Below are 24,855 nucleotides of genomic sequence, written 5' to 3'. Positions count from 1 at the left end.
AGAAGGGGGGATCGCAGCGGTATCCGCGACCGAGGCAACGATGACGGCGAGGCGCACATCGCGACCATCCCCGCGCACGAGTGGATGCCTGTCGGCAGATCCCTCATCTCGGGGATGGTGTACGGGGCAGGCGCGTGCGACTCTGTGGCATGCCCATCCCCGAGCTCCTGTCCTCTGATGAGCTCGGCCGAGCCAGGAGCCGGATCATCGCAGCCGCTGAGGCGGCACCGACGGCCCAGGCATTGTTCAGCTCGGTGTCCGCAGGCCTTGCCGAGTTCGTGCCGGCGGACGCCTCCGGCTGGTTCGGGGTGGACCCGACCACGTTGCTTCCTTCCTGGCCCGCCCGCATCGAGAACGTCGAGGCCGGGCAGTGCGAGACGTACTGGAGGCGCGAGTTCCTCGAGGACGACACCCTCCTGGTCAAGGACCTCGCGGTCGGGCCGCGCTCCACCGGGGCCATGCAGGCCGAACTCGGCGGGCTCATGGCCCGCAGCGCCCGGTACCGGGAGTACCTGGAGCCCAACGGCTTCCACGACGAGCTGCGCTCCGCCTTCCGCACTGGCGACTCGACGTGGGGAGTGGTCGTCCTCTTGCGCCGCGACGACCTGCCCGCGTTCTCACCGGCAGAAGTGCACTTCTTCGAGACCCTCTCGCAGCCGCTGGCCGAGGTCATGCGCCAGAAGCTCCTGGTCGACGGCGCAGGGCAGCGCCCCGATACCGGCCCGGGCATCCTGACCTTCGATCTCGACGGCGTTCTCCTCGCCGCGAACGACGACGCACTGCACTGGCTGGATCAACTGCCGAACAGCGTGATCACCGACGAGATGCCGACCGCGCTGACCACCGCGCTCGCGCACGCCAGGGCCGTCGAGCACGGTCGCGCACACGGAACCGGCGAGATGCTGCTGCCATCGCGCTCAGGGCAGTGGTTGCGGATCCGGGCATCAGCGCTGCGCGGATCGACAGGTGAACCACGGGCCTTCGCGGTGACCATCGATCCGACGACCCGCCGAGACCTCGCACCGATGCTCGCAGAGGCCTACGGGTTGTCGCGTCGCGAGCTCGAGGTCACGCTGAGATTGGCACGAGGAGAGTCGACGACCGCGATCGCGGACTCCCTGTTCCTCTCCGAGCACACCGTGCGGGATCACGTCAAAGCCGTGCTCATGAAAACCGGCGTGTCGTCCCGGGCCGCCCTGGTGTCCCACCTGTTCTTCGAGTACTCGCATGCGGCCGGCCCGGAGGTCGTCCACCTCTGAGAGGCGCTGCTGACAATGGGCCGCCCGGATCCGCGTGAGAGGTGACGCACTCAGCGGGAGCCGACCCACCGCTCGTTCCGCGCGCCGTCTGTCACCGCGGCGTCAGTGCGGGCACCGGTCACTCAGCCGAGCAGTCGCAGCCGCGAAGAACACGAGCAGCAGCGCGGTCCGGCCGCGACCGGCGGCGAGGATCCCGCTCGTGCGCCACAGCCGCCGCCAGGTCACGAGCGCTGACGCGAAGACGACGCACGCGACGTTCGCGGTCAGGCCGAGGTACCAGCCTGGAATCCCGATCGCGGCCGCCGCGGCGAGGGCGCCCGTGATGACGCCGAACCGCGCCAGATGCACGGCGACTCCGAAGAGGACGGCCCGCGTCCGATCATGTGACTGGCGCACGCTAGCACCGCGTGACCCGAGCGGACGACGACGTCAGGCTCGGGAGCCGTGCTTCCGCACATGGCCGGCGATCGCCGGCACGAGCTCGACCCACGTCGCGGGCGGCGGTGCCTGGTGGCCGACGCCGTCGAGCACCATCAGGCTCGCTCCGAGCGCCTCCGCGAGCGCCTCACCGTGCGCCGGCGGGAAGAGGGGATCGGACGAGCCGTGGACGACCAGCGTCGGCACCCCGCGCAGCACGGAGAGGTCGAGAGGAGGCGCGCTCTCCGCGACGAGGAAGTGGTTCGCGGCCGACGCCATCGACGGCGTCCGGTGACGAGATGCGGGCGGCGATCGGGCCGCGAGTCGACGACGACGACGCCGAGGTCCTCACGGAGGTGTTCTGGGCTGCGTTGCACGGGCTCGTCCTGCTCGGCCAGGGCGGGCGTCTCCGGCCGGATCAGCATCTGGACCGCATCGACCTGATGGTGGATCGACTCCGCCCAGGCAAGCCCTGACGACTCCGGCTGCCCCTCTCGGGACGATCCACTGCAGCACCTGGTCGAGACGCGGGTGATGCGCGTCTCGGATCCGGGCGATGACCTGCACCGGGTGAGCGTTCCGCTCTGAGTCATCTGTGCTGGAGCGTTACAGACTGCCGCCCGATCCTCGGAGTGCTGCGAGTACGACGTCGTCGAGCACGGAGACGAAGAAATCGCGTCGGAGGGGTTCGCTGCCGGCACCGAGGCGGTGGGTACTCATCGCGGGGATCACCTCTGCCAGGACGGCCACGCGTTCCGTCGTCTCCCGAGGCACCCGGCCCTGGTCGATCGCCCTCTCGAGGAGGCGACGATAGATCTCGACGTACGGTTCGGTGACCTCGGCCCTGATCACGTCGGCCAGGCTCCCAGAGCTTCGAGCGGCGACCATGAGACCGGCGAAGATCGACGACCGCCGGTCGGCCCCGCCGAGCCAGGGGGAGTCGATCACGGCGAGCAGATCAGACCGCAGAGACCCCCGGTCGGGGAGGAGATCGATCTCCGGGGGTCGTCCGATCGAGCGGATCGCGGCCAGGACGAGGGCGTCCTTCGTGGGCCAACGGCGGTAGAGGGTCGTCTTGGCCTTGCCGGTGCGGGTGGCGACGTCGTCGAGGGTGACGCGCTCGTAGGCGCGTTCGGCGAGCAGATCGAGAGTCGTCGCCAGGATCAGCGCGTCGCTCGAGCGGTCGTACGGGCGGCCGGGCTGCGGTTCGCTCGATCGCGGGCCGCCGGGCTGCCGGGCAGGGGTGTCCATCCACCGAAGACTACGGCCGCTCATCGAATTACGCTACTTGGCAGTAGCGTAATTCGTGTCGAGAGCCGCCGATCGGTGGCCGGGCGAAGGAGAAGACCATGAAGATCAAGGATTCGGTGTTCGTGATCACAGGCGCGTCGTCCGGTATCGGGGCTGCGACCGCTCGAGCCGCGTCGGCCGCCGGGGCGCGGGTCGTCCTGGCCGCCCGGCGGGAGGACCGCGTGCGAGACCTCGCGGCGGAGCTCGACGGAGCGATCGCGGTGCGCTGCGACGTCACCGACCAGGCGCAGGTGACGGCGCTGGCGCAGGCGGCGCTCGATGCTTTCGGACGCATCGACGTGCTCGTCAACAACGCCGGTCAGGGCCTCCAGGCCGAGACGGAGCAGATCTCGCTCGATGACTTCCGCGGCGTCCTCGAACTGAACCTCGTGGCGCCGTTGGCCATGATGCAGGCCGTTCTGCCGGCCATGCGCCGTCAGGGTGCGGGCAGCATCGTGAACGTCAGCTCCGGGACGACCTTCGCCGATGTCCCGGGAACGGGCGGCTACGTCGCATCCAAGATCGCCCTCGAGCGTCTGTCCGCAATCGCCCGGAACGAACTGGAGGGGACGGGAGTCCTTGTATCGACGATGATCCCCTTCGCCACCGACACCGAGTTCCTCACCTCGATCCGAGCGGGTCGCGCCGCCGCGGAAGCGATGACGGCCGGAGCGACTTTCGACGCACCCGAGCACGTCGCTGACGCGATCCTCGAACTCGTCGAGAGCGGCGAGCCCAGGAAGGACCTCGTTCCCGCGGCATACGGCGGAACGCGCTGATCCTGCCCGCGCGTCACAGCACGGGCAGAACGCTCGACTGATTCAGGCCCGGCTGCGGGCGTCGGCGGGCAGCGCCCGGTACTCGCGCCAGGCGGCGAGGAGCTCGGCGCGGTCGCCGTTCGGGTGCTCGGCGTGCCAGGCGCGGGTGAAGCGGTTGAGCTCGAACTGCGGCTCGATCGGCCGCGGCTCGTTCGATCGCGAGGCGTGCCAGAAGGCCACCGCATCGCCGAGCGTCCCCCCACCCGACGCGAGATGCTGGCGCATCGCGGCGTCGAAGCGGAACGACGGCCCGACCTGATCGAGGAACCAGGCGCGGAGAAGCTGGCTCGCCCGTTGACCCGCCGGGACGACGGTGTCCGAGGTCAGCGGGCCGGCGAGCTGCGGCGTGGCGGCCTGCCGAGGAGGAGCGGTCGTCGTCCGGCCCGCGAGGGAGTCGGCGAGACGCTCGGTCAGCGCGGTCTTGGCTCCCGATGCGCTCACGCCGCGGGCGCGCGCGAACGCGGCGAGCTCGTCGCGGAGCCAGTACCAGCGGCGGAACTCGGCCTCGGTCAGCCGGTCATCGAGCGGGGGCCTGGTCTCCTCCGTCCCGCCGCCGGGGTCCGTGTCCGTGCGGGAGGCGGGTCCGTCCGTCGTCGACATGGGCTCATCCTCCTCGTGTCCGCCGTGCGGAGCGAGGCATGCTGGGGCCGTGAGCAGACGCATCGGCATCCTCGGGTACGGCCGCATGGGAGCGCCCGTCGCGCGGCGCCTCCACCGGCACGGGTTCGACGTGACGGTGTCGGACATCGACGAGGGGGCGCTGGAGCGCGCGCGTGCCGAGGGTCTGCCGACGGCGCCGGACGGTGGTGCGCTGGCCGCTCGCTCGGACACGCTGATCACCGTGCTGCCGGGGCCGATCGAATGCCGGGACGCCCTGACCGGAGCGGACGGTGCGCTCGGAGCGCTGGCTCCGGGCGGTGTCTGGCTCGACTTCACGAGCAACGATCCGCGGAGCGTGTCGGCCCTGGTGGTGGAGGCGGCGGGTCGCGGTGTCGGCTCGGTCGCGGCTCCGATGCGGGGCGGGCCGGCGGACGCCGCCGCGGGCACGCTCGGCTTCTACCTCGCGGGGGAGCCCGCGGAGGTGCGGGAGGTGTCGGGCATCCTCACCGCGCTGGGGCACGATGGCTCGGCCACCGTCGTGCAGACGGATCCTGCGCTCGGGCACGTCGCGAAACTGATCGCGAACACCCTCTGGTTCGGGCAGGTGATCGCGGTCACCGAGGTCCTCCTCCTCGGCCGGGCGCTGGGCTGGGACCCGTCCGCGCTGCACGCCGCGCTGCTCGAGAGTCCCGGCGCGAGTGCGTTCCTCGAACGGCACGCGCCGTCGATCCTGGCCGGCGACCCCCTGCCCGACTTCTCTCTCGGCCGCGTGGTCGAGGAGCTCGAGACGGTCCTCCGACTCGCGGAGGAAGCCGGGACGCCGCACGAGACGATCGAGCTCGTCACGCGCCTGCACCGGGAGGCCCTCGCCTCCTTCGGCGACGTGGACGGCGAGCTCCTCGCTGCTGCACTGCTCGAGGAGCGGGCGGGCCGCCCTCTCTCAGCCGACGTGCCGTCCCGTCGGGATACGCGCACGGAGGCCCGCTGACGCAGGTCGTCTCTCGGTGCTCGCCGTCTCGGAGAGACGTCATGCCCTGCGCGTCGTCCGTTCTCGTGGGGGGCCGCTGGTCGGCCGGGGAAGCGGGTGCTCACCGTTTGAGGACCTCGACTTTGATCATCTGCACGGCGCTCACCCGGAGCCCCGGGGTCGAGACCGCGGCGATCTTGCGGAGGAAGCGGTCGTCGTCGAGCTGGTCGAGGAGCAGTCGGGCGAGGTCGGCGCGGGAGCAGAAGCCGCCCTCGATCTCGTTCTCGGCCACGGCATAGCCCCGGCCGGGGTCGTTGCTCAGTCCCGGCGGGCGCACGATGGTCCAGTCGAGATCGCTCGCCGAGACGAACGCCTCCATCGCGGTCATGTCGTCGTAGACCGTTCGGCCGAAGAAGCGCCGCATGACCGTGTACGACAGTCTCTGCAGTGCGCCGTGCTGCAGGTGAGACGGCTGCACTCCTGAGGACGTCACCACCATCAGCCGTCGGCGTCCGTGTCGGAGCAGGGCCGCGACGAGGAGCTGGGAGCTCACGGAGTAGACGTTCACCGGGTGGCGGGTGAAGGACGCTCCGATGGTGCAGATGACGGCGTCGGTGGCCGCGACCGCCGCGTCGATCACGGTCGGATCGGTCGCATCGCCGGCGATGATCCGCAACCTCTCGTGCTCGAGGGGGAACGTCTCGGGGTGGCGGGTCAGCGCGTGCACCTCGTAGCCGCGGGCGAGCGCCTGCTGCGTCGTCTCCCGACCGGTGGGTCCGTTCGCTCCGAGGATCAGGACGCGGGAATGCCGTCTCGATCCATCGGACTCGTCGTTTCCGGTGTCCGTCATGGCACTCCTCCGCTAGTAACAGAAAGCTGTTAGTGAGAGGGTACGGAGGCAACCTGATGGAAGGATGGGGACGTGAGGGAAGCGGAGAGTGGCGCCGCGTCTCGGCTCGATGGAGTTCTGGCGTGGAACTTCACGCGCGCCGCGCGCCTGATCGGCAATCGCCTGGCGGACCGGCTCGACGTCCACGGGATGAACCCCATCCAGTTCGGCGTGCTCGCCTTTCTCGCCCGGGACGAGGAGCTCACGACAGCCGAGATCGCTCGGGCGGTGCTGCTGCGTCCGCAGAGCGTGGTGCCGCTCCTCGACCAGCTCGAGGCGCGCGGCCTCACCCGGCGTACCGGCGGCAGGGAGAGAGGCCGTCGCAACCCCGTCCAGATCACCGCTCGCGGACGCGCTGCCCTCGAGGACGTCTGGACGATCGCGGAGGAGACGAACGACCTGACCGACGTCGGCCTCACGCCGATCGAGAGCGAAGAGCTGAACCGTCTTCTCCTGAAGGTGATCGGCCCCACCGGGTGACGCCGGACCAGCGCTGACGGCGACCCGCTCGGCGTGGCGGGCTCACGGTCGACTCCTCGGGCGACGTGGACGGCGAGCTCGTCGCCGCCCCTGTGGTCGCTGCACGTCATCCGCCGAGGGTGACGCGGAGGATCTTCTCGTTGCTGTTGTTCGGGATGCTGTCCTTGTCCCCGCTGTTCGAGGTCGTGAGCCAGAGGCCGCCTCGTCCGTCGGGTTCGACCGTGCGCAGACGACCGTAGGTGCCGATGAAGGATGCGGTCGGGGTGGCGAGGGTGTCGCCGGTGATGGGCGCGCGGTAGAGGCGGGTCCCGCGGAGGCAGGCGATGTAGACGACGTCGCGGACGATGGCGAGGCCCGAGCAGGAGCCCGCGCTGGTCGGGTACGTCTGCTTCGGGGCGATGAAGCCGGGGGTGGAGCAGGTGCCGGCGGTTCCCTCGCAGGCGGGCCAGCCGTAGTTGCCGCCGCGGACGATGAGGTTCGTCTCGTCCATGACGCTGTTGCCGAACTCCTGCTCCCAGAGCCGTCCTTGCGAGTCGAAGGCGAGTCCCTGGGGATTGCGGTGCCCGTAGCTCCAGACGGCGTTCCCGAAGGGGTTGTCGGCGGGGATGGTGCCGTCGGGGTTGATACGCAGGATCTTGCCACTGAGGGAGGCGAGGTTCTGGGCGGTGGCGGTGTTCTGGCCGTCGCCGGTGCTGATGTACAGCTTCCCGTCGGGGCCGAAGCGCAGTCGACCGCCGTTGTGGTACTTGTTCCGCAGGATCCCGGAGGCGAGGACCTGCGTGGTGCTCGTGTCGAGGCGGTCGCCGATGAGCTTGAGGCGGATGACCCGGTTGTCGGTGGGAGAGGTGTGCATGACGTACAGCCACTGATCCGTCGCGAAGGTGGGCGACACCGCGATGCCCAGGAGGCCGCCCTCTCCGTCCGTGCTCTGGACGTTGGGCACCGTCCCCAGGGTGGTCTTGACGCCCGTCGCGGGATTCAACCGGATGAGGTCCTGCGCGTCGCGGCGCGAGTACAGGACGGTCCCGTCGGAGAGAGTGGTCAGCCCCCAGGGGATGTCGGTGTCGGTGGTGGTCTGGGTGACGGTGCAGAACTCGGTGCTGCAGGCCGCGCCGGTGGTCACGGCGGCCGCAGCGCTGCGGGCGGAGGCGTTGCCCTGGGCGTCGACGGCCGCGACGGTATAGGAGTAGCCGGTGTTCGCGGTCAGGCCGCTCTCGGTGAAGGTCAGGGGCGGTGCTGCCGTGCCGGTGCCGGTGACGGTCCCGACCTGGGTGGAGCCGCGGAAGATCGTGTAACTGCGCACGCCGACGTTGTCGGTGCTCGCGCTCCAGGTGAGGGTGACGGCGGTGCCGGCCGCTCTCGCGGTGAGGCCGGTCGGGCGGGTGGGCGCCTGGGTGTCGACCGTGCACTGCGGCACCGTCACCGCGACGGTGGCGCTGGCCTGGGAGATGTTGCCGGCGGCGTCGCGGGCGTTCACGTACAGCCCCCACTGCGCACCCGGCGTCACGTCGATGCTGGTCGAGGTGACGTTCCCCGCGACAGCCTTCATGAACTGACCGTCGTGGTACACGTCGTACCCGGTCACTCCGACAGCGTCCGTCGACGCGTTCCACGAGAACGTCGCCGTTCGGCAGCCGAGATCCGCGACCCGCGGGTTCGTCGGCGCAGACGGGGCGGTCGTATCCGCTGAGAGCGCGGAGGTCCTCCACTTCTGCCAGTCCCCGCCGACGCAGGTCGCGATCTGCACGGACGAGCGGTTCGCCGTCTTCTGATCCTTGACGCTCAGGCAGAGGCCCGACCCGACACCGCGAACGGTGCCGTCGCTCTCGAACCGCCACTTCTGCCAGGTCCCGCCGACGCAGTCGTTGATCTGCACCGGGGTGCCGGCCGTCGTCGCGCGGCCGCGCACCTCCAGGCACTTCGCGCCGCCGTACACGGTGATCTCACCGCTCGCCGTGATCGTCCAGTTCTGGTTGGCGCCCTTGTTGCAGTCGTAGAGGACCACCACTGTGCGGTTCACGGTCGTCGCATTCGGGACGTCGAGGCACCGCTTCGACGCGACTCCGATGAGAGGGGCGCCGGTAGGGGTTGCCGCTGCCGCTGCTGTCGGAGCAGGCGCCGCGTGAGCGGGAGCGCCGGCGACGACGAGCGCGGCGGCGAGAACGGCGACCGTGAGACTGCGGGTGATGGTGGAACGCATCAGCGGGTTCCTCTCCGAGCGAAGCCGGGCGCCTGCACATCTCGCCCTGTGCCGACCCTGGCACCCGGCCCGGAGCCCCACAACGGGTCACACGCACCGTCTCGACCCGGCAGCACCCCCCGAACGAGTGAAGCCCGCCACCCCCCGCCTCTCCTCCGTCGTCTCCGGCCACTGAGGGACGGCGCCGGCGACCAGGTGCTCCTACCCCTGCGCCTGGAAGTACACGTCGACGAAGTAGTTCGTGCTGTTGTACGCGGCTGTCGGCATCACTCCGCCCGACCCGTAGCGGTACACGCCGTTGGGCGCGGACGCCGTGGTCAGCGCACCCGCGGTGACCGGCGACGCGAGCCCGGACGGGGTCGCCGCGTAGTACCCCGCCGGAGCGAGATACGACACCGTGTACCGCGCCCCCGGAGTCAGCGAGACCGGCGACGCGAACGCCGCGCTCTGCCATCCGCTCGCGGACTCGCCCGTGAAGGTCACCTGAGCGACCCGCGTGCCGGAGGCGTCCCACAGCGACCCGACGTGCGTTCCGGTGTTGCGGGAGCCCCTGTAGAAGGCGATGCCGGTCGCGCTGCCCGCCGCGGAGACGGTGAAGCTCATCCCCACCTCGACCGAGGACGAGTCGTCGACGGAGGCGGTCGCGGGCGTCGCGCCGTCGAAGAGGCGAGCACCCGCGGGCGCCGGCGCCGGCGTCGGGGTGCTCACCGAGGCCGGCGAGAACGAGGGCGACGACGCGATGGGGGAGCCCGTCGGGGACCGCTCCCTGCTGGATGAAGCGCGCCTCGTTGAGGTGCCCGTGCAGGGCGAGCAGGACCGGAGCCTCGTCGCCGTCACCGGGAGGAGTCCGCTGCGTGTCGAGGTAGGACAGCTCCACGCCGTCCCGGCGGACGCTGCTGCGCCCCGGGTCGCGAGCAGTCACTGCTCGTCAACGGGACGCGACCGCCGCGATGAGGCGCGGTGCTCGTCCGCTCGTGCGGCGACGTGGTCGTGCAGACTCGTCGCGCCTCGACGGGGGTCGTCGGGGAGGTGCAGCCCGTGGACGGTGCGGCGCGTCAACTCCGCGTACGACGAGGCGGCGGTCTCGGAGAAGCCGATGCCGGTGAACATCTGCTCGAGCTGATCCAGGGGGGTCACGTGCAGAGCGACAGGCCTGTCGAGAGCGGTCGCGAACGCGGAGGCGACGTCCGCGGGCGTGTACCGGTCAGGGCCTTCGACATGCAGCACTCTCGCGTCCTCGACGCTCGATCGCAGTCGATCAGCAGCGGCGGCACCGAGGTCGGCCGGTGCGACCATCGGGAGTCGCAGATCCCCTGGAAGGGCGGACGGGAGGACCCCCTGGTCGAGCACCAGGGGCAGGTAGGCGTTCCAATTGGTCATCGAGTAGGCGTGGCGGTTGATCGCGGCGGGGATGCTCTGCCGGACCAGTCCCTGCTCGAGCCTCCAGAGCGTCCCCAGATCGCCGATACCGTCGCCGGCCTGCGCGCCGTAGGTGGAGACGGCGACGACCTTCTCGAGCCCGGACCCCTCCAGCGCGCGGAGGATCGTGTCGACGGTCCGGTGCTCCGCCTGGTCGGTGTCACCTGAGGGATCCGCCGGAGGATTCACCAGCAGTGCCCGCCGTCCCGACCGGAAGGCCCTGCGGAGGGATTCCTCATCGCTCGCGTCGGCGGTCACGACGACAGCGCCTCGAGCGCGCAGACGTTCCGCGGCGACGGTGTCGCGGACGAGGACCGTCACCGCCTCGCCGCGATCGAGCAGCGCAGCCGCCGTGGCCGATCCGACATGTCCGTTCCCGCTCATCACGATGTGCATCAGGCTCCCCGCTCGTCCTCGGAATCGTCTCTCCAGACGACTCCCTCGCCGGCGATCCGTCAACCGGCCGGCCCTCGGGTTCCAGCCGATTCGGATCTGCGCGGCGCCGGCCACGGTCGTGACGAACGTCCTTCGCGTCACGGAAGCGGTGGCATCCCGTGGTGCTGGCTGTGACGATGGGCGCATGGATGTGGAATCGCTCCGGAGACGGACGCCGGGATGCGCGAATCGAACGCACCTGAACAACGCCGGCGCCGCACTGCTGTCCGAGACGACGCTGGAGGCCATGCAGGGCATGCTCCGGCTGGAGGCCGAGCTGGGCGGCTACGAGGCGGAGGACGCGGCCCGCCAGGCGATCGCAGGCACCTACGACAGCCTGGCGCGCCTCGTGGGCGGAACGGCCGAGGAGATCGCCCTGTTCGACAACTCCACTCACGCCTGGAACGCCGCCTTCTACTCGGTACCGCTCGGTCCCGGCGACCGGATCCTGACGGCCGCCGACGAGTACGGCAGCGCCGTCCTGGCCTACTGGCAGGTTGCGCAGCGCACCGGAGCGGAGCTGGTCGTCGTGCCGAACGATGAGAACGGCCAGGTCGACCTCGATGCTCTCGCCGACCTGATCGATGAGCGGACGAAGATCATCGGCCTGACCTGGATCCCGACCAGCGGCGGCCTCGTCAACCCGGCGGCCGCGGTCGGCGCGATCGCCCGCGCGCACGACGTCCTCTTCCTCCTCGACGCCACGCAGGCCGTCGGCCAGCTCCCCATCGATGTCGCGGCACTGGGTTGCGACCTGCTCACCGGGACCGGCCGCAAGTTCCTCCGCGGACCCCGAGGGACCGGGTTCCTGTGGGCTGGTCCTCGGGCCGTGGAGCGGCTGGATCCGAACGTGGTCGAGATCGGCTCCGCCACCTGGGACGGCGGGACGGACTTCCGCTGGCGGCCGGGTGCGGGCCGTTTCGAGACCTGGGAGAAGAGCTACGTCAACGTCGTCGGCCTCGGATCAGCCGTCGATCAAGCTCTCGAGCTCGGTCTCGAAGCGGTAGCCGAACGAGCGAGAGGCCTCGGATCGCTGCTTCGCGACGGACTCGACGCTCTCCCGGGCGTCACGACGCACGACCTCGGCGCGGAGCGCTGCGCCATCGTCACCGCATCCATCGCCGGAGTCTCTGCGCAGGAGGCGAAGGACCGCCTGGCCGAGGATCGGATCGCGGTGAGCACGACCGTCCCCGAGCACAACCAGTTCGACACTGTCCTGCGCGGCGTCCATCCGCTCCTCCGCTTCTCGCCGCACTACTTCACCACCGAGGACGAGATCGACCGAACCCTCGCCCGCATCCGACGCATCGCTGCCTGAGCAAGAACGCACCGCGCTGTCGGCTTCTGCAGCGTCGGCCGCGAACGGATGCTCGTCAGCGCGAGCGTTGTCGATGGTGGGGCGCATTCTCGGGAAGCGAGCCCCTCCCACCCCCACTGCTGCTGCTCCCGCACGGCGACCCCGCTTCTCCTCACGGGGATCGCGTGTCCAAGTCCTCCGGCCCGGAGACGATCGGCTGTCTGGCGGTCGCGCCGTGACCCCAGCGGTTCCACGCCAGGATGTAGATCGCCAGCCCGGTGACGAGGCCCGCGATCACCCACAGCACGACGAGGTAGTCGATCCACGAACCGACCGGTGGCGCACCGGGGAGGAAGTTCCGCAGGGGGATGACGGCGAAGAGCATCGCACCGATCCAGCTCGTGAGGGTGGCTTCCACCTTCCGGCGACCGGTGTAGGCGCTGATGGCCACGAACAGGACCAGCATCGGCGTGACCGCCATCAGACCGAGCAGCACGATTCCGAAGGCGACCGTGCTCGCAGACCGGGTCGCGGTGATCACCACGGAGGGCAGCGGTTCGTCGCCCCGGGCCGTGGTCACGGTGTTGCCGGGATGGTTCTCGGTCACGGTGTGCAGCTGCCACCCCGGCACGGAATCGTCGAGGCACACCCGGGTGGGGAGAGCGGTGTGCTCGTGGTCGTCCTGATCTTCGCCGGTGAAGGCGAAGGTCGTCAGGTCGGCCCGATAGCTGTCGAAGGGCCATTCCTCCACGATCCCCTCGGCGTAGTCCGACTGCACCGAGCTGTCGAGCACCTCGCCCGCGGGGAACGTCAGGACACTGGCCCCGTCGACCGGGAAGGTGACCAGGCTGATCGTCTCGTCGGAGGTGAATCCATCGGAGGACATCAGGCTCTCGGACGGCTGCAGCGTCATCTGGAACTCCAGCCTCTGGCGGGCTGCGTTCACCTCCGCCGGCTGCAGGTTCACCGTGACGGGGTCCTCGCCCGCGATGACCGTCTCGCAGCCCTCGCTCGACTCCCGGATGCCGCCTGCGTACATCAGGACGACCGTCGCATAGAGGAGCACCGCCGCGAGAACGGCGATCAGGACCGGCAGACGACGACGCAGCAGACGAGGGCGGGCGTCGCTCATCTGCCGAGCCTAGCGAGTCGACCGACCTCGCCCATCGACTTCGTCAGAGGGCGAGTATCACCGGCGCGGTCAGCGGGCGAGCATCGCGACGGCGGTCGCCACGCATTCGGCGTTGTCGCGGGCGAGCCGACCGTCCGGAAGGACCGGCGTGTCTTCGAGGCCGGTGCGGATCCCGTGCCCGAGCGGTATCGCGCGCTGGTTGACGGACCAGGAGGCGATGCCGTCGCCGTGGTGAACCTGCTCGAGGGCGATGCCGGCTTCGGCGACCACCTTCTCGATCGCCCGGGCGTGGGCGATCGCTGCATCCGGGTCGGCGTCGAGCGGTTCGACCATGACCCGCACGCACCGGCGAGCCGCGCCCGAGGCCACGAAGGCGTGCGCGTCGTCGAGGGACAGCAGACCTGCCTCGATGCCGACGCCGCGGTTCGCCAGCAGCTCGCACAGATCGGCGATACCGGCCTCACCCTGGTTGGCGGTCACGAGGTCCGGGAGCTCGGTCCACGCCTCGATCGCCCGGAAGCGGCTCCCCGGGTCCGCCTCCACGTCGGCGGACGTCGTCAACGAGATCGGGACCTGCGATTCCGCCCGGACGGCTCGCAGCACCCGCGCGACGTGCTCGGAGGCCAGCGTCTGCCGGCCGTCGTCATCGAAGACGTGGATGTGGACCGAGTGGGCCCCGGCCGCGACCGCCGCGACCGTGTCGGCCGCGATCTCATCCGGCGTGTGCGGTACCGCCGGGTGCACCCGATCGCCGTTCAGGGCTGCCTGCACGAATCGACTCCTGATCGTCATGGACAGGAGCCTGCCACGTGCCACTGACAGCGCCTCTCACGATCTCCGCGGTCGCCGCGTCCGCTACCCCTGCGCCTGGAAGTACACGTCGACGAAGTAGTTCGTGCTGTTGTACGCCGACGTCGGCATCACTCCGCCCGACCCGTAGCGGTACACGCCGTTGGGCGCGGACGCCGTGGTCAGCGCACCCGCGGTGACCGGCGACGCGAGCCCGGACGGGGTCGCCGCGTAGTACCCCGCCGGAGCGAGATACGACACCGTGTACCGCGCCCCCGGAGTCAGCGAGACCGGCGACGCGAACGCCGCGCTCTGCCATCCGCTCGCGGACTCGCCCCTGAAGGTCACCTGAGCGACCCGCGTGCCGGAGGCGTCCCACAGCGACCCGACGTGCGTTCCGGTGTTGCGGGAGCCCCTGTAGAAGGCGATGCCGGTCGCGCTGCCCGCCGCGGAGACGGTGAAGCTCATCCCCACCTCGACCGAGGACGAGTCGTCGACGGAGGCGGTCGCGGGCGTCGCGCCGTCGAAGAGGCGAGCACCCGCGGGCGCCGGCGCCGGCGTCGGGGTGCTCACCGCCGCCGGCGAGAACGTGACGTCGACGAGGTAGTTCGTGGTGGAGCGCGACGAGGCGAAGCCACCGCTGTACGAGTACGCGCCGGAGTCGCCGGCCGTGACGAGCGGGCCGCGCGTGCCCCCGGATCCGAAGCCGTTGACCGTGGCCGAGTAGTTCCCCGTGGTCGTCGTGTAGGCGGCCACGTAGTCGGTCCCGGCCGTCACGGCGACCGGAGTGGCGAACACGACCTCCTGCCAGCCGCCCGTGCTCTCGCCCACGAACGTCGCCCGGCCGATCTCGGCTCCGGTGTCGGCGTTCGACAGCGTCCCCACGTGGGTCCCGGTGTTCCCGGGGCCCTTGTAGAAGCGCACGCTCGTGACGGTGCCGTCGACGGTCGGCGCGAAGCGCACTCCGAGGGTGATCGGGGTGCCCTCCGAGACCTGCGCGATCCCGGGGGCCGTGGAGTCGTCGAAGAGGCGGCAGGGGCAGACCCCCACGGCGGAGTCGGGAGCCTGGGTCGTGAACGTCCAGCTGCCGCCGGCCGTGACGGTCCCCCCTCCGGTCGCGGTTCCCGCGAGGGTCGCGGTGTAGGTGGTCGACGCCGCGAGCGGGGCGCTGGGCGTGAAGGTGGCGGTTCGGGTGCCGGTCGCATAGGCCGTGCTGCCCGCCACGATCGCGCCGGAGGCCGTCTTCAGCGTCATCTTCACCGAGGTCGACGTCACGGCCTTCGAGAACACGCCCGACACGCTCGTCGAGGGCGCGACGCTCGACGAGCCCGCGATCGGCTTCTGCGACGCGACGCTCAGCGGAGTGCTGTCGACGGTGCTGTAGACGGCGTCGACGTAGTAGTTGCCCGCCCGGTAGCTGTCGGCGGGGAAACCGCCGTCGGTGCTGTAGAGCCCCGCCGGCTCCGCGCCGAAGCCGCCGGCGACCCGCAGCGGTGCGGCGTCGTAGCCGGCGCTCGCCCAGAACCACTCCGCCGCCGAGTAGCGGCCGGTCGCGGTCGTGTACGAGACGACGTACGGGGTCCCGGCAGTGACGGCGACGGGCGAGGCGAACGTGCCGGTCTGCCATCCGCTCGCCGTCTCGTTCGCGAAGGTGAGGCTGCCCAGCTGCTGGCGGTCGAGGTTCCAGAGCGCACCGGTGTGCGTGCCGGTGTTGGCGGAGCTCTTGTAGAAGCGCACGCCCTGGATGAACCCGTCGGCGGTGGGCGTGAAGCGCAGCCCGAGGGTGACCGCTGAGCTGTCTCCGGAGTCGATCGTCTTCGGCACCTCGGCGCCGAAGACGCTGGCCGTGCCGGTGATGGTGACGCTCCGGCTCGTCGCGGTGCCGATGTTCGCGCTGTCGTCGACCGCGCGCACCCGGATGGTGCCGGTGCCCGTCCCGTGCAGCACGTAGCTGTAGGTCCACGACGTGGTGCCCGACGCCGGGTGCCAGGTGGCTCCGTCGGTCGAGACCTCCACGCCCGCGACCCGCCCCCCGGAGGCGTCGGCCGCGGTCCCCGAGACCGTCACGATGCTCCCGTTGGCCTTGCTGGTGGTGCCGGAGGGCGTCGTGATCGAGACGGTGGGGCGGGTGGTGTCGGTGCTCTTCGTCGCAGCGACCAGACCGGTCATCAGCGTGGTGGGCTGCACGCCCATGTCGGCGAAGAGGTTCACCTGCGCCTGCTGCATCCTCACGTCGGCCGGTGCGCCGTCGCCGTCGTGCTCCTGGTCGAGGCCCCAGGTCCACTGCACGGAGCCGGCCGAGAAGACGAGCGCGCCACTCGCCGCCCTGTAGAGCGTGAGGTTGTGCCGGGTGGTGCCGGGCGCGACGGTGTTGCCGAAGTCCTGCAGGTACTCCGGGACCGCGCCGGTCGTCGTCGAGAGCCGGATCAGACCCGGCGGGCGCGCGCCGTTGTCGAGATCCTCGTTCGACTCGTAGCCGATCGTGTGCGGGGCGAGCGCGGCGCTCGTGCCCGCGGCGAGCCCCGTGAGGGAGGTGTTGCGCCAGAGCCGCAGCTTGCCCTCGGCGGCGCTGACCGTCACGGGCAGGTCGGAGTAGTTGGACATGTAGAGCGTGCCCGCCAGGCCGTTCTCGGGCAGGCCGCCTCCGTTCACCACCGAGGCGAAGCGCGGGTCGCGCCAGGTGCCGGTGGACTCGGCAGCGGGGTCGGTCTTGGCGTTCGCCCAGGTCTCCTTGTAGGTGACGACGGTGCGGTACGCGGCACCGCCCGCGGTCGGCGAGGCTTCGTAGCGGGTGCGCCAGTAGTTCTCGTTGCCCGAGAGGAACTGGAGGTGGACGCCGGCGTCGCGCGCGGCCGTGACGTTCGCGCGCTGGGCGCCGGACCAGTACTCGTCGTGGCCCACCGAGAGGAAGGTGCGGTGCTGCTTCAGCGACGAGCCGAAGCGGTCGGTGTCGATGCCGCTGAAGTAGCTGACGTCGTAGCCGTTGCGCTCGAGGAAGCGCACGAGCGGGTACTCGTTGGCGAAGTAGAAGTCGCGGCCCGCGTTGTCGCCGCGGGTGGTGACCGGGCGGTTGTAGCTGAGCTTGTAGGCGCGGCCGTTCGCCCCGCCGGAGTAGAAGTTGGAGCCTCCGTAGGTGTTGTAGGCCTGCCACGACGTGTCGGAGGTCTGGAAGAGCACGGCCGAGGTGCTGGCGGTGTCGCGCACGACGAAGGTGATCTGGCTCCGGCCTCCCGTGTCGGCGCGGGTGAGCAGGGCGACGTAGACGCCGGACACGGCGGTGCTCGGCACGTCCCAGCCCGCCGAGACGGCCCAGGTGCCGCAGTCGTAGAGCTCGGTGGTGACGTCCGAGAGGCACTGCGGCTGGTTCTGCGGGAGGGCGGCGCTCGGCTCGACGGAGGCGATGAGCCGGGCGCCCTTCCCGCCGTACCAGCCGGTGCGGTAGATGTCGACGGAGTAGTCCGCGGCGTCGGTGTCGATCTTGAAGTCGACGCGCCGGCCGACGTTCACGCTGATGTCGGTGGCGTAGCCCTGGATCGAGGGGTCGCCGGCGCCGGAGACGTCCCACTCCGAGGGATCGGCGCCCGGTCGCGCGTTCTCGCAGACGATGGCGTTCTGCCCGGTCGCGCACGGGGTCTCGGCGTTCGCCGTGGGGACGACGGTGCCGACGACGGCGAGCACGACGGCGGCGGTCACCGCCAGGAGGGTGGCGCGCAGGCGGCGGGCGCGGGTGGAGGGCATCGGGCGGGGACCTTTCGCGGGGACTGAGAAGCCTGAGCCGAAGCGGCTCCGGACAGCACGTCCGCGACCACGTCGCGCTTCGTCACCCCGGAGGCGACGAGCGAGTCGACCTGCAGCTGCGCGTCCCGACACGACGTACCCCTACGTGTGCCTCGGGTGGGACTCGCGAACCCCATTGTGGCCCGAAACCCCCCTGCTCGGACCTCGGAACAGAGGAAATTACCTCAACTCCCTGCACCCCGTTCGGCCGGCCGTGCCGGGATCGGATGCCCTCGTCAGCGGACCTCGGCCTTCAGCGCGACATCGAACCCGGCACCGTTGCCCGCCACCCCGACCAGCAGGATCCCGGCCCACTCGAGCGCGTGCGCCATGCGGAGCCCGCCCGCGTCGCGCGGCTGCATGCCGATGCTGCTGAGGAACTCCGCGACTCGCGCCTTCGCCTCGGCACTGTCGCCCGCGAAGAACGCGTCCACGGGCGCGTCCGCGGCGATGACGCCTCCGAAGATCGTGTTGAACGCCTTCACCACGTGCGCGTCGTGGGGAGCGACGGCGGCGATCTGCTCGGCCACCGAGTGGCCGAGGGTGGTCACGACTCCGCTGGCGTCGCCGTTGAACGGGTTGGTGATGTCGACGAGGATCTTGCCCGCCAGTGCCCCGCCGAAGTGCGCGACGACGTCGACGGCGTCGGCGTGCAGGATCGCCACGACGACGATATCGCCCGTGGGCGCCGCCCCGTAGGTGCCGACCGTGGCTCCGCGACCGATGCGTGCGGCGGCCGCCCGCGCCTTGTCGGCGCTGCGGCTCAGGATCTCGACGGCGTGGCCGTGCTCGGCGGCCCGGGTCCCGATGGCCTCGGCCATGGCGCCGGAGCCGATGATGCTGATGGTGCTCATGGTGATGTCCCTTGTTCGCTGTCGATCAGTGCCGGGCAGCGGCACTGGCACCGGCGGGACTCTCAAGGTGAGGCACCCCTCCGGTTCACGAGCTGTAACCGGAGGGGTACCTCAGGTTATTCCCGGAGGCGCGCGATAGATTCGGCCGGTGAGCATGCGCGAGGTCCCGACGACACGACGCCTGCGTCGAGATGCGCAGGAGCGTCGCGCTCGGCTCCTCGACTCGGCGCAGAAGGAGTTCGCCTCGCGGGGCGTGGACGCATCGCTCGAGCAGATCGCGCGCGACGCCGGCGTCGCCATCGGCACCCTGTACCGCCACTTCCCGACCAGGCTCGATCTGCTGGCGGCGGCCTTCGAGCCGCGGCTGCGCGAGTTCCTCGACCGGGCCGAGGCGCGGCTGCACGCCGAGGACCCGTGGGAGGGCTTCGTCGCCTACCTGGAGGACCTGTTCCGCCTGCAGGCGGGCGATCGCGGCTTCAACGACTTCCTGTCTCGGCGGTTCCCCGGCAATGCCGAGATCGAGCGGATCCACGACAGGCTGTGCCTCCAGATCGCCGATGTCCTCGGTCGCGCCCAGGACGAGGGCCGCGTGCGCCCCGACATCGTCCTCGCGGACATCATCAACCTGATCTGGTCGAACGGCCGGATGATCGACGCGACGAGCACCTCGGCGCCGGACGCCTGGCGACGGCAGCTGCACCTGATGCTCGACGCCTACCGAGCCGAGCGCGCACACCCGATCCCGGAGCCGCCCATGACCGATCAGCAGCTCTACGACGCCATGGCGCACCTCAGCAGCACCGACTCGAGCTCGAACCCCGGAGGGTGAGCGCCCCACCGACCGCCCGCCGGCGCCACCGCCGCGAGCCCGGCCCGCACCCCCGCAGTCACAGCGACGCTCGGCCGTAGGTGTCGTAGATGCGGTTCCGGGCCGCGCGGTCCTCCGGCGGCAGGCGCTGCGCCTGGGCGATCTCGTAGACGCCGAACGTGTCGAACAGCCGCGACGCCGGGTCGACCTCGACGAACGTGCACCACGGCAGCCAGTGGTAGTGGCTCTGCAGCGTCTGGCTCGTGAAGTCGCCGCTCTCGTGCCCGAGGCCGGGCATCGCGTAGCCGGTGCTGCCGTCGACGTCGGTCGACTGCCGGGTGTTCGCGTGGATGAACTCCGCGAAGTCGAGGTAGTGGTCGTCGCCGGTGATCAGGTGCAGCCGGTAGTAGGTGTACGAGCAGGCCGCCATGTACACGTCCGCGCCGCCGCCGATGGTGATGATGCTCTGACCGCTGATCGAGTACTGGTTGAAGGGGTGCTTCGGCTGGATCGTGCGCACCGGGAACGACCAGGCGTAGGTCCACGTCTCGGTGTAGTCGGCGGCGCGGACCGCCCCCTCGAGCCAGCGGTCCTCGCCGGTCAGGTCGGAGAGGGCGAGGAATCCGAAGAGGGCGTAGATGCCCGCCTCCTTGTCCTGGATGTCGGCGTTGTCGCAGGTGCCGCCGCGGTACTCGAGCGTGCGGTGGCTGTTCTCGAAGGTCCAGGCCCCGGCGCGGACGGCAGCGTCGCGGTAGCGGGCATCGCCGGTCACGAGGTGCAGCTGCACCAGGAAGCGGATCACGCTGGGCGTGTTCGACCGGGAGTCCATCCGCACCGAGCCGTCGGCGTGGTAGGCCCGGTGGAAGCTGCCGTCGTCGTTCTGCACCCGCACGAGCCAGTCGGCCGCGCGCGTGCAGAACTCCAGCCACTCCGGCCGCTCGTCCCCCTTCGCGCGCAGGTGGAGGTAGGCGTCGAGGATCGCCTCGACCCCGTCCGCGAGCATCCGGAGGTAGTGCGGGTACGGCTCGAAGTCCTGCAGGGTCGGGTTCCAGCACATCCGCGGCAGACCCGACGGGGTCTGCGCCGTCCGCACCCAGAAGTCGACCACGCCGACGCCCTTCTCGAACGCCTCGGGAACACCCTCGAGGTCGCCGTAGCGCAGCAGCTGGTAGCCGATGCCCGGCTGCTGCCCGACGAACCCGAACTGGAACGACACGCTCGAGACGTCCATGTCGGGCAGCTGGCACGCGAAGGGCAGCCCGAAGGAGTCGCCGTACGGCCGCGTGCACCGGTTCAGGATCTCCATCCCGTTGCGGTAGTGGCGCTCGTTGTCGACCTCGAACAGGGTGTCGCGCAGGCGCGAGTAGACGTCGCGCCAGACCTCGCGCATCATCGCCGCGAAGCCGTCGTAGCGGCCGACCGTGAGGGCGACGGTGTAGCGCTGCTCGAACCCGACCGAGACGGGATGGTTCATCCGCTGGAACCGCATCGGCTCCTCGTCGTAGTCCAGCCCCGAGTAGGGGTTGTCGAGCGGCAGCTGCCCGTCGGCGCCCGGGTAGACGTAGTCGATCGACAGCCCGGCCGGTTCGATCGGGAGGTCCTTGCGCACGCCGAACCCGTAGTAGAGGTAGTTCAGCGTCCGGCTCTCGGGCCGGCTCATGCCGATCGAGCCGACCGTGCAGGCCGCGTCGGTGAAGTTCTCGGAGCGGACGACGCCGTCGGTCGGCAGGGTCACGTCGGCCGCCCAGCGCGAGAGCGCGACGGTCTCGCCCGACTCCCGGTGCTGCATCGCGAACACCGGGAGCGCGTACCGCGTCTCCATCCGCCAGAAGTACTCGTCGTCGAGGTCGTCGCCGGGCGCGAACTCGTTCTGCCGGTAGCGGACCCCCGGCGCGAAGCAGTCGTAGGCGCGGACGTCGTCCGACTCGACCATCCGAAGGGAGATCTTCGTCGAGAAGCCGAGGTCGTCCCCCTCCGCGAGCACCGTGACCGTGCGGCTCACGCGGAAGCCCGTGCCCGCCGGCGCGAAGACGTCGGTGAAGGCGAAGACGGAGCCCGACGGCACCGTCAGAGTCCCCCTCGCCTCGACCTCGCCGTCGGAGGCGACGACGTCGTCGTAGGCGGCGTCCCAGAACTCGCTCACCGCGGCGACGGTCTTCACCGTCACGAACAGCGGCCGCGGGTTCGCGTAGAGCAGGCGCCCCTCCCTCCTGACCTCGATGCCGCCGCCGCGCACCAGCAGGGCGCAGCCGTCGTTCGCGATCTGCACGGAGTCGTCCATCGTCATCTCATCTCTCGTCGTCGAGTCGGGTCGCACCGGAGTCGAAGTGCCGCGACCCCGGCCGGAACAGCAGCGCCACCACGCCCTCCACGAGGGCCGCGACGAGCAGGAGGATGGCGAACGGGAGGAGCGACACCTCCGCGTAGACGCCCATCACCGGCATCACGAGCCCGGCCGCCGTGAAGCTGACCGTGCCGAGGATCGCCGTGACGCTGCCCGCCTCGCTCGAGGGGCCCTGCAGCGAGAGGTACTGCACGGGGGCGTAGCCGAGGGAGCGACCGGCGAGGGCGAAGGTGAGCCCGCCGACGACGACGAGCAGCGGCGGCGTTCCGGCGAAGGCGAGGGCCGCGACCGCGACGGCTCCGAGGGCCGTGACGACCGCGGAGGCGATCATCGCGAACCGCGGGCCGAACCGCGGCACGATCACCCGCCCGGTCGTCTGCCCCACGGCGATCGTCACGAGCGAGGTGGCGAGGAACAGGAGCCCGTAGAGATCGGGCCCGACCTCGTACACGTTCGTGTAGAGGAACGGCGCGGTGGCGAGGTAGGCGAACCCGACCGACCAGCCAGCGGCCGACGCCGCGGCGAGCGCGATCACGCGCGGCCGCCGCAGCATCCCGAAGGAGTTGCGCAGGGACGGGCCGAGCCCGCCCTGGTGACGACGCTCGGGAGGCAGCGTCTCGGGCAGCACCACGAGCGCGACGGCCGTCGCCACCGCTCCCCACACCGCGACGGCGAGGAAGGAGCCGCGCCAGTCGATGATCTTGGTGAGCTGCGCGCCGACCGAGGGGACGAGGATCGGGAAGACCGACACGATCACCGCGAGGTTGGCGAGCATCGTCACCAGCCGCTTGCCGCTGTAGAGGTCGCGGACGATCGCGGTGACGACGACTCCGGCCGCGGTGCAGGCCGCGCCCTGGACGAAGCGCGCCGAGAGCAGCACGGCCGTCTCGCTGGTCGTGGCCGCCACCAGGCTCGCCGCGATGTGCAGCGCGGCCGAGACTCCGAGCGGCCACTTGCGCCCGACCGCGTCGCTGAGGGGCCCCGACACGAGCTGGCCGGCGGCGAAGCCGAAGGTCGCTCCTGTCACGACGAGCTGCGCCGTCGCGACCGAGACGTCGAGGTCGCTCTGCAGCGACGGCAGGAAGGGAAGGACGAGGTCGATGGTCAGGGGGCCGAACCCGACGAGCATCGCGAAGATCGGGAGGAGGAGGCGAGAGCGGGGGATCGCGGCGTCGCGGGCGGCGGCAGCGGCGGTCATCGACGCACCGGGCGGGAGGTCATGGGGAGAGGGAGTCCTGACTGTCAGCTCCCGGCCGGAAGGACCGGGAAGTAGAGCGAGAAGGGTTCGTCGACGATCTCGTGCACCGGGCGGAAGCGGATCGCCGCGGGCTGCCCGACCGTGCGGTACCCGCCGAGCCACTGCGTCCACTGGCGCTCGTTGTCGGGAGCGAGCAGCAGCGCGGCCGTCGGCACCTCGCCCCGGAGGGCCACCTCGCGATCGACGAGACCCGCGAGCACCACGGGCCCCTCCACGAACGCGACCGTGGTCGGCTCGTCGGGGATCGGCACGACGCGCACGGCGAGGGGGAAGGCGAGGTCCACGCTCGTCCGCCCGCCGGGGTGGGCGATGACCAGAGCGCCGTCGACGCGCTCGACCCGGTCGTCGCCGGCGACGGCGGGCTCGCCGGTCACCCACTCGGGGATCCGCACGCGGACCCGCTGGGCGACCCCCTCCTCCGACTCGATCTCGACGCGCAGCCGTGAGGCGGAGGGGCGGTGCGCGTCGCCCGCCTCCCCCGCGTTCGCGTCGGGCCCGACGTAGCCGGCGTCGTCGAGCACCTCGAGCCGCACGGCCACCACGCCGAGCGGAGTCGCCACCCGGGCCCGCGCGCCGATGTGCTGCGCGACGGTGAGCTCGCCGTCGTCACCCAGGTAGAAGACCAGGCCGGAGTGGCGCGTGTGCGCCTGCACCAGCGTGCCGTGGCAGCACCAGAAGTCCTCCGTCGGGCTGCCCCAGTCCTTGCGGGCTCCGCCCTCGAGCGGGAGGAAGTAGGCGACCATGCCGGTCTCGGGGTTCTGCTGGGCGAGGATCCCGTTGTAGAGGTTCCGCTCGATGTAGTCGGCGTAGGAGAGCTCGCCGGTCCAGCGCAGCAGCACGTCGGCGAGGCGGATCATGTTGTAGACCCCGCAGTGCTCCTGCGTCTTCTCGCCGCGGCGGGCGGCGAACTCGAACGGAGGCGTCCAGATCTCGCCGGAGGTCTGGCCCCCGGTGCAGAACGTGCCGCGCAGGGTCACCGCCTGCTCCCAGTAGGCCTCGACGATGCGCCGCCAGCGCTCGTCGCCGGTGACCTCGTATGCTCGCGCGGCGCCGAGCACCTCGGGGATGGTGGTGTTCGCGTGCCGGTTCGTCAGCATGTCGCGGCCCTCGAGCAGGCCGTCGAAGAAGTCGCGGCGGTAGTAGCGCTCGAGCAGCTCGCTGAAGACGGGATCGCTCGTCGCCTCGAGCAGGTCGGCCCAGACCTCGAGCATCCCGCCGGTCTCGACGTCGAGGATCACCTGGAACGCGTCGTCGTCGAACCCGCGGACCCAGTCGAGGATCCAGGCGGAGGCGTTCACGGCCAACCGGAGGGCCCGCTCGTCACCGAGGTCGCGGTGCACGTCGACGAGCCCCATCAGCGTCTTGTGCATCGCGTACTGCGGCGCCCAGATCGGCCGTCCCTCGGCGAGGCGGCGGAGGAAGGTGGGCGGGATCGCCCAGATCCAGCCGTCGCCATTGGCGACCTGGCACTCCTCGAGGCCGTCGAGCACGGAGTCGACCCGGGCCAGGAGCAGGCGGTCGCCGGTCACCGCGGCCTCGCGCGCGGCGGCCGAGAGCCAGTGCCCGAGGAAGTGGCCGCGAAGCTGGGCGCCGGGCGTCTCCCAGCCCCAGTGGCGGTCGAGACCGCGCGACTCCGGAGTGTCCTTCGAGGGGGTGAGGTGCCAGCTCTGGTCGCCGATCCCGGCCTCGAGGAGGAAGTTCTGCAGCAGCGCCGCATCCTGCAGCGAGACCAGGTAGGCGCGGTTCAGACGGCGGCGGCGATCGAAGACGCCGCCCTCGAGACGGGTGTCCTCCGGGGCCAGCTGCGACAGCACGATGGGAG

Annotated in this window: 22 protein-coding genes; 7 read left to right on the top strand and 15 right to left on the bottom strand. The window is 70.9% G+C overall.

Annotated features, from left to right (window positions below):
- Positions 1 to 149: 149 nt before the first annotated feature.
- A complete protein-coding gene (locus B9Y99_RS19190; RefSeq protein ID WP_085476526.1) occupies positions 150 to 1,259 on the top strand; it encodes a helix-turn-helix transcriptional regulator in 1,110 nt (369 codons plus the stop codon).
- A 102-nt stretch (positions 1,260 to 1,361) separates the two neighbouring features.
- Here B9Y99_RS19190 and B9Y99_RS10275 read toward each other — a convergent pair whose 3' ends face one another.
- A complete protein-coding gene (locus B9Y99_RS10275; RefSeq protein ID WP_129587992.1) occupies positions 1,362 to 1,655 on the bottom strand; it encodes a hypothetical protein in 294 nt (97 codons plus the stop codon).
- Between the two features lie 33 nt (positions 1,656 to 1,688).
- Positions 1,689 to 1,955 carry an alpha/beta fold hydrolase gene (locus B9Y99_RS10270; RefSeq protein ID WP_085476524.1) on the bottom strand — a complete coding sequence of 89 codons (267 nt, stop codon included), beginning with the start codon at positions 1,953 to 1,955 and terminating at the stop codon, positions 1,689 to 1,691.
- 20 nt (positions 1,956 to 1,975) lie between these two features.
- Between B9Y99_RS10270 and B9Y99_RS18485 the strand changes: the two genes are divergently transcribed.
- Positions 1,976 to 2,152, top strand: coding sequence for a TetR-like C-terminal domain-containing protein (locus tag B9Y99_RS18485; protein WP_129587991.1), 177 nt, complete (start codon positions 1,976 to 1,978; stop codon positions 2,150 to 2,152).
- Positions 2,153 to 2,282: 130 nt separating this feature from the next.
- On the opposite strand, the gene B9Y99_RS10265 is transcribed toward B9Y99_RS18485, so the two are convergent.
- Positions 2,283 to 2,927, bottom strand: coding sequence for a TetR/AcrR family transcriptional regulator (locus B9Y99_RS10265; protein WP_165759590.1), 645 nt, complete (start codon positions 2,925 to 2,927; stop codon positions 2,283 to 2,285).
- A gap of 98 nt (positions 2,928 to 3,025) precedes the next feature.
- Between B9Y99_RS10265 and B9Y99_RS10260 the strand changes: the two genes are divergently transcribed.
- Positions 3,026 to 3,745, top strand: coding sequence for an SDR family oxidoreductase (locus B9Y99_RS10260; protein WP_085476522.1), 720 nt, complete (start codon positions 3,026 to 3,028; stop codon positions 3,743 to 3,745).
- A 42-nt stretch (positions 3,746 to 3,787) separates the two neighbouring features.
- Here the strand turns inward: B9Y99_RS10260 and B9Y99_RS10255 are convergent, their stop codons facing one another.
- Positions 3,788 to 4,384: a DUF6434 domain-containing protein gene (locus tag B9Y99_RS10255; protein ID WP_244274869.1), complete on the bottom strand. Its 597-nt coding sequence runs from the start codon at positions 4,382 to 4,384 to the stop codon at positions 3,788 to 3,790.
- Between the two features lie 49 nt (positions 4,385 to 4,433).
- On the opposite strand from B9Y99_RS10255, the gene B9Y99_RS10250 reads away from it, so the two are divergent.
- Positions 4,434 to 5,372, top strand: a complete 939-nt coding sequence (locus tag B9Y99_RS10250) for an NAD(P)-dependent oxidoreductase (RefSeq protein WP_165759589.1) — start codon at positions 4,434 to 4,436, stop codon at positions 5,370 to 5,372.
- A 100-nt stretch (positions 5,373 to 5,472) separates the two neighbouring features.
- Here the strand turns inward: B9Y99_RS10250 and B9Y99_RS10245 are convergent, their stop codons facing one another.
- Positions 5,473 to 6,201 (bottom strand): NAD(P)-dependent oxidoreductase, encoded by a 729-nt coding sequence (locus B9Y99_RS10245; protein WP_085476520.1) that lies wholly within the window; start codon positions 6,199 to 6,201, stop codon positions 5,473 to 5,475.
- Between the two features lie 72 nt (positions 6,202 to 6,273).
- On the opposite strand from B9Y99_RS10245, the gene B9Y99_RS10240 reads away from it, so the two are divergent.
- Complete coding sequence (locus B9Y99_RS10240) at positions 6,274 to 6,720, top strand: MarR family winged helix-turn-helix transcriptional regulator (RefSeq protein ID WP_085476519.1); 447 nt, start codon at positions 6,274 to 6,276, stop codon at positions 6,718 to 6,720.
- Between the two features lie 106 nt (positions 6,721 to 6,826).
- On the opposite strand, the gene B9Y99_RS10235 is transcribed toward B9Y99_RS10240, so the two are convergent.
- The 3 genes from B9Y99_RS10235 to B9Y99_RS10225 form a co-directional block, all read right to left on the bottom strand.
- Complete coding sequence (locus tag B9Y99_RS10235) at positions 6,827 to 8,920, bottom strand: PQQ-dependent sugar dehydrogenase (protein WP_085476518.1); 2,094 nt, start codon at positions 8,918 to 8,920, stop codon at positions 6,827 to 6,829.
- 201 nt (positions 8,921 to 9,121) lie between these two features.
- Positions 9,122 to 9,628 carry a DUF4082 domain-containing protein gene (locus tag B9Y99_RS10230; protein WP_244274868.1) on the bottom strand — a complete coding sequence of 169 codons (507 nt, stop codon included), beginning with the start codon at positions 9,626 to 9,628 and terminating at the stop codon, positions 9,122 to 9,124.
- A 210-nt stretch (positions 9,629 to 9,838) separates the two neighbouring features.
- Positions 9,839 to 10,723 (bottom strand): NAD(P)H-binding protein, encoded by an 885-nt coding sequence (locus B9Y99_RS10225; protein ID WP_208856929.1) that lies wholly within the window; start codon positions 10,721 to 10,723, stop codon positions 9,839 to 9,841.
- Between the two features lie 196 nt (positions 10,724 to 10,919).
- On the opposite strand from B9Y99_RS10225, the gene B9Y99_RS10220 reads away from it, so the two are divergent.
- The gene (locus B9Y99_RS10220; protein ID WP_085476515.1) at positions 10,920 to 12,092 is read left to right on the top strand and encodes an aminotransferase class V-fold PLP-dependent enzyme; all 1,173 of its coding nucleotides are present in this window, start codon (positions 10,920 to 10,922) and stop codon (positions 12,090 to 12,092) included.
- A gap of 151 nt (positions 12,093 to 12,243) precedes the next feature.
- Here B9Y99_RS10220 and B9Y99_RS10215 read toward each other — a convergent pair whose 3' ends face one another.
- From B9Y99_RS10215 to B9Y99_RS10200, 4 genes are all read right to left on the bottom strand, one after another.
- Positions 12,244 to 13,203 (bottom strand): DUF4436 family protein, encoded by a 960-nt coding sequence (locus tag B9Y99_RS10215; RefSeq protein ID WP_085476514.1) that lies wholly within the window; start codon positions 13,201 to 13,203, stop codon positions 12,244 to 12,246.
- A 69-nt stretch (positions 13,204 to 13,272) separates the two neighbouring features.
- The gene (locus tag B9Y99_RS10210) at positions 13,273 to 13,974 is read right to left on the bottom strand and encodes a 3-keto-5-aminohexanoate cleavage protein (protein WP_208856928.1); all 702 of its coding nucleotides are present in this window, start codon (positions 13,972 to 13,974) and stop codon (positions 13,273 to 13,275) included.
- A gap of 84 nt (positions 13,975 to 14,058) precedes the next feature.
- A complete protein-coding gene (locus tag B9Y99_RS10205) occupies positions 14,059 to 17,730 on the bottom strand; it encodes a DUF4082 domain-containing protein (protein ID WP_085476512.1) in 3,672 nt (1,223 codons plus the stop codon).
- Between the two features lie 275 nt (positions 17,731 to 18,005).
- Positions 18,006 to 18,623 carry an NADPH-dependent F420 reductase gene (locus B9Y99_RS10200; protein ID WP_085476511.1) on the bottom strand — a complete coding sequence of 206 codons (618 nt, stop codon included), beginning with the start codon at positions 18,621 to 18,623 and terminating at the stop codon, positions 18,006 to 18,008.
- A 154-nt stretch (positions 18,624 to 18,777) separates the two neighbouring features.
- On the opposite strand from B9Y99_RS10200, the gene B9Y99_RS10195 reads away from it, so the two are divergent.
- Positions 18,778 to 19,452, top strand: a complete 675-nt coding sequence (locus tag B9Y99_RS10195; protein ID WP_129588048.1) for a TetR/AcrR family transcriptional regulator — start codon at positions 18,778 to 18,780, stop codon at positions 19,450 to 19,452.
- A 58-nt stretch (positions 19,453 to 19,510) separates the two neighbouring features.
- Here B9Y99_RS10195 and B9Y99_RS10190 read toward each other — a convergent pair whose 3' ends face one another.
- From B9Y99_RS10190 to B9Y99_RS10180, 3 genes are read right to left on the bottom strand one after another with little or no spacing between them, the layout of a single operon-like run.
- Entirely contained in the window at positions 19,511 to 21,718 is a 2,208-nt protein-coding gene (locus B9Y99_RS10190; protein WP_208856927.1) for an AGE family epimerase/isomerase, read from the bottom strand.
- A 1-nt stretch (position 21,719) separates the two neighbouring features.
- Positions 21,720 to 22,973, bottom strand: a complete 1,254-nt coding sequence (locus tag B9Y99_RS10185; protein ID WP_085476509.1) for an MFS transporter — start codon at positions 22,971 to 22,973, stop codon at positions 21,720 to 21,722.
- Between the two features lie 44 nt (positions 22,974 to 23,017).
- Complete coding sequence (locus B9Y99_RS10180; RefSeq protein WP_129587989.1) at positions 23,018 to 24,847, bottom strand: beta-L-arabinofuranosidase domain-containing protein; 1,830 nt, start codon at positions 24,845 to 24,847, stop codon at positions 23,018 to 23,020.
- Between the last annotated feature and the right edge of the window lie 8 nt (positions 24,848 to 24,855).

The sequence above is a fragment of the Rathayibacter oskolensis genome, from assembly GCF_900177245.1.
GTDB classification, from domain to species: Bacteria; Actinomycetota; Actinomycetes; order Actinomycetales; family Microbacteriaceae; genus Rathayibacter; species Rathayibacter oskolensis.
The sequence above is the reverse complement of the archived record's forward strand: the minus strand, read 5'-3'. Positions and strand labels throughout refer to the sequence as shown.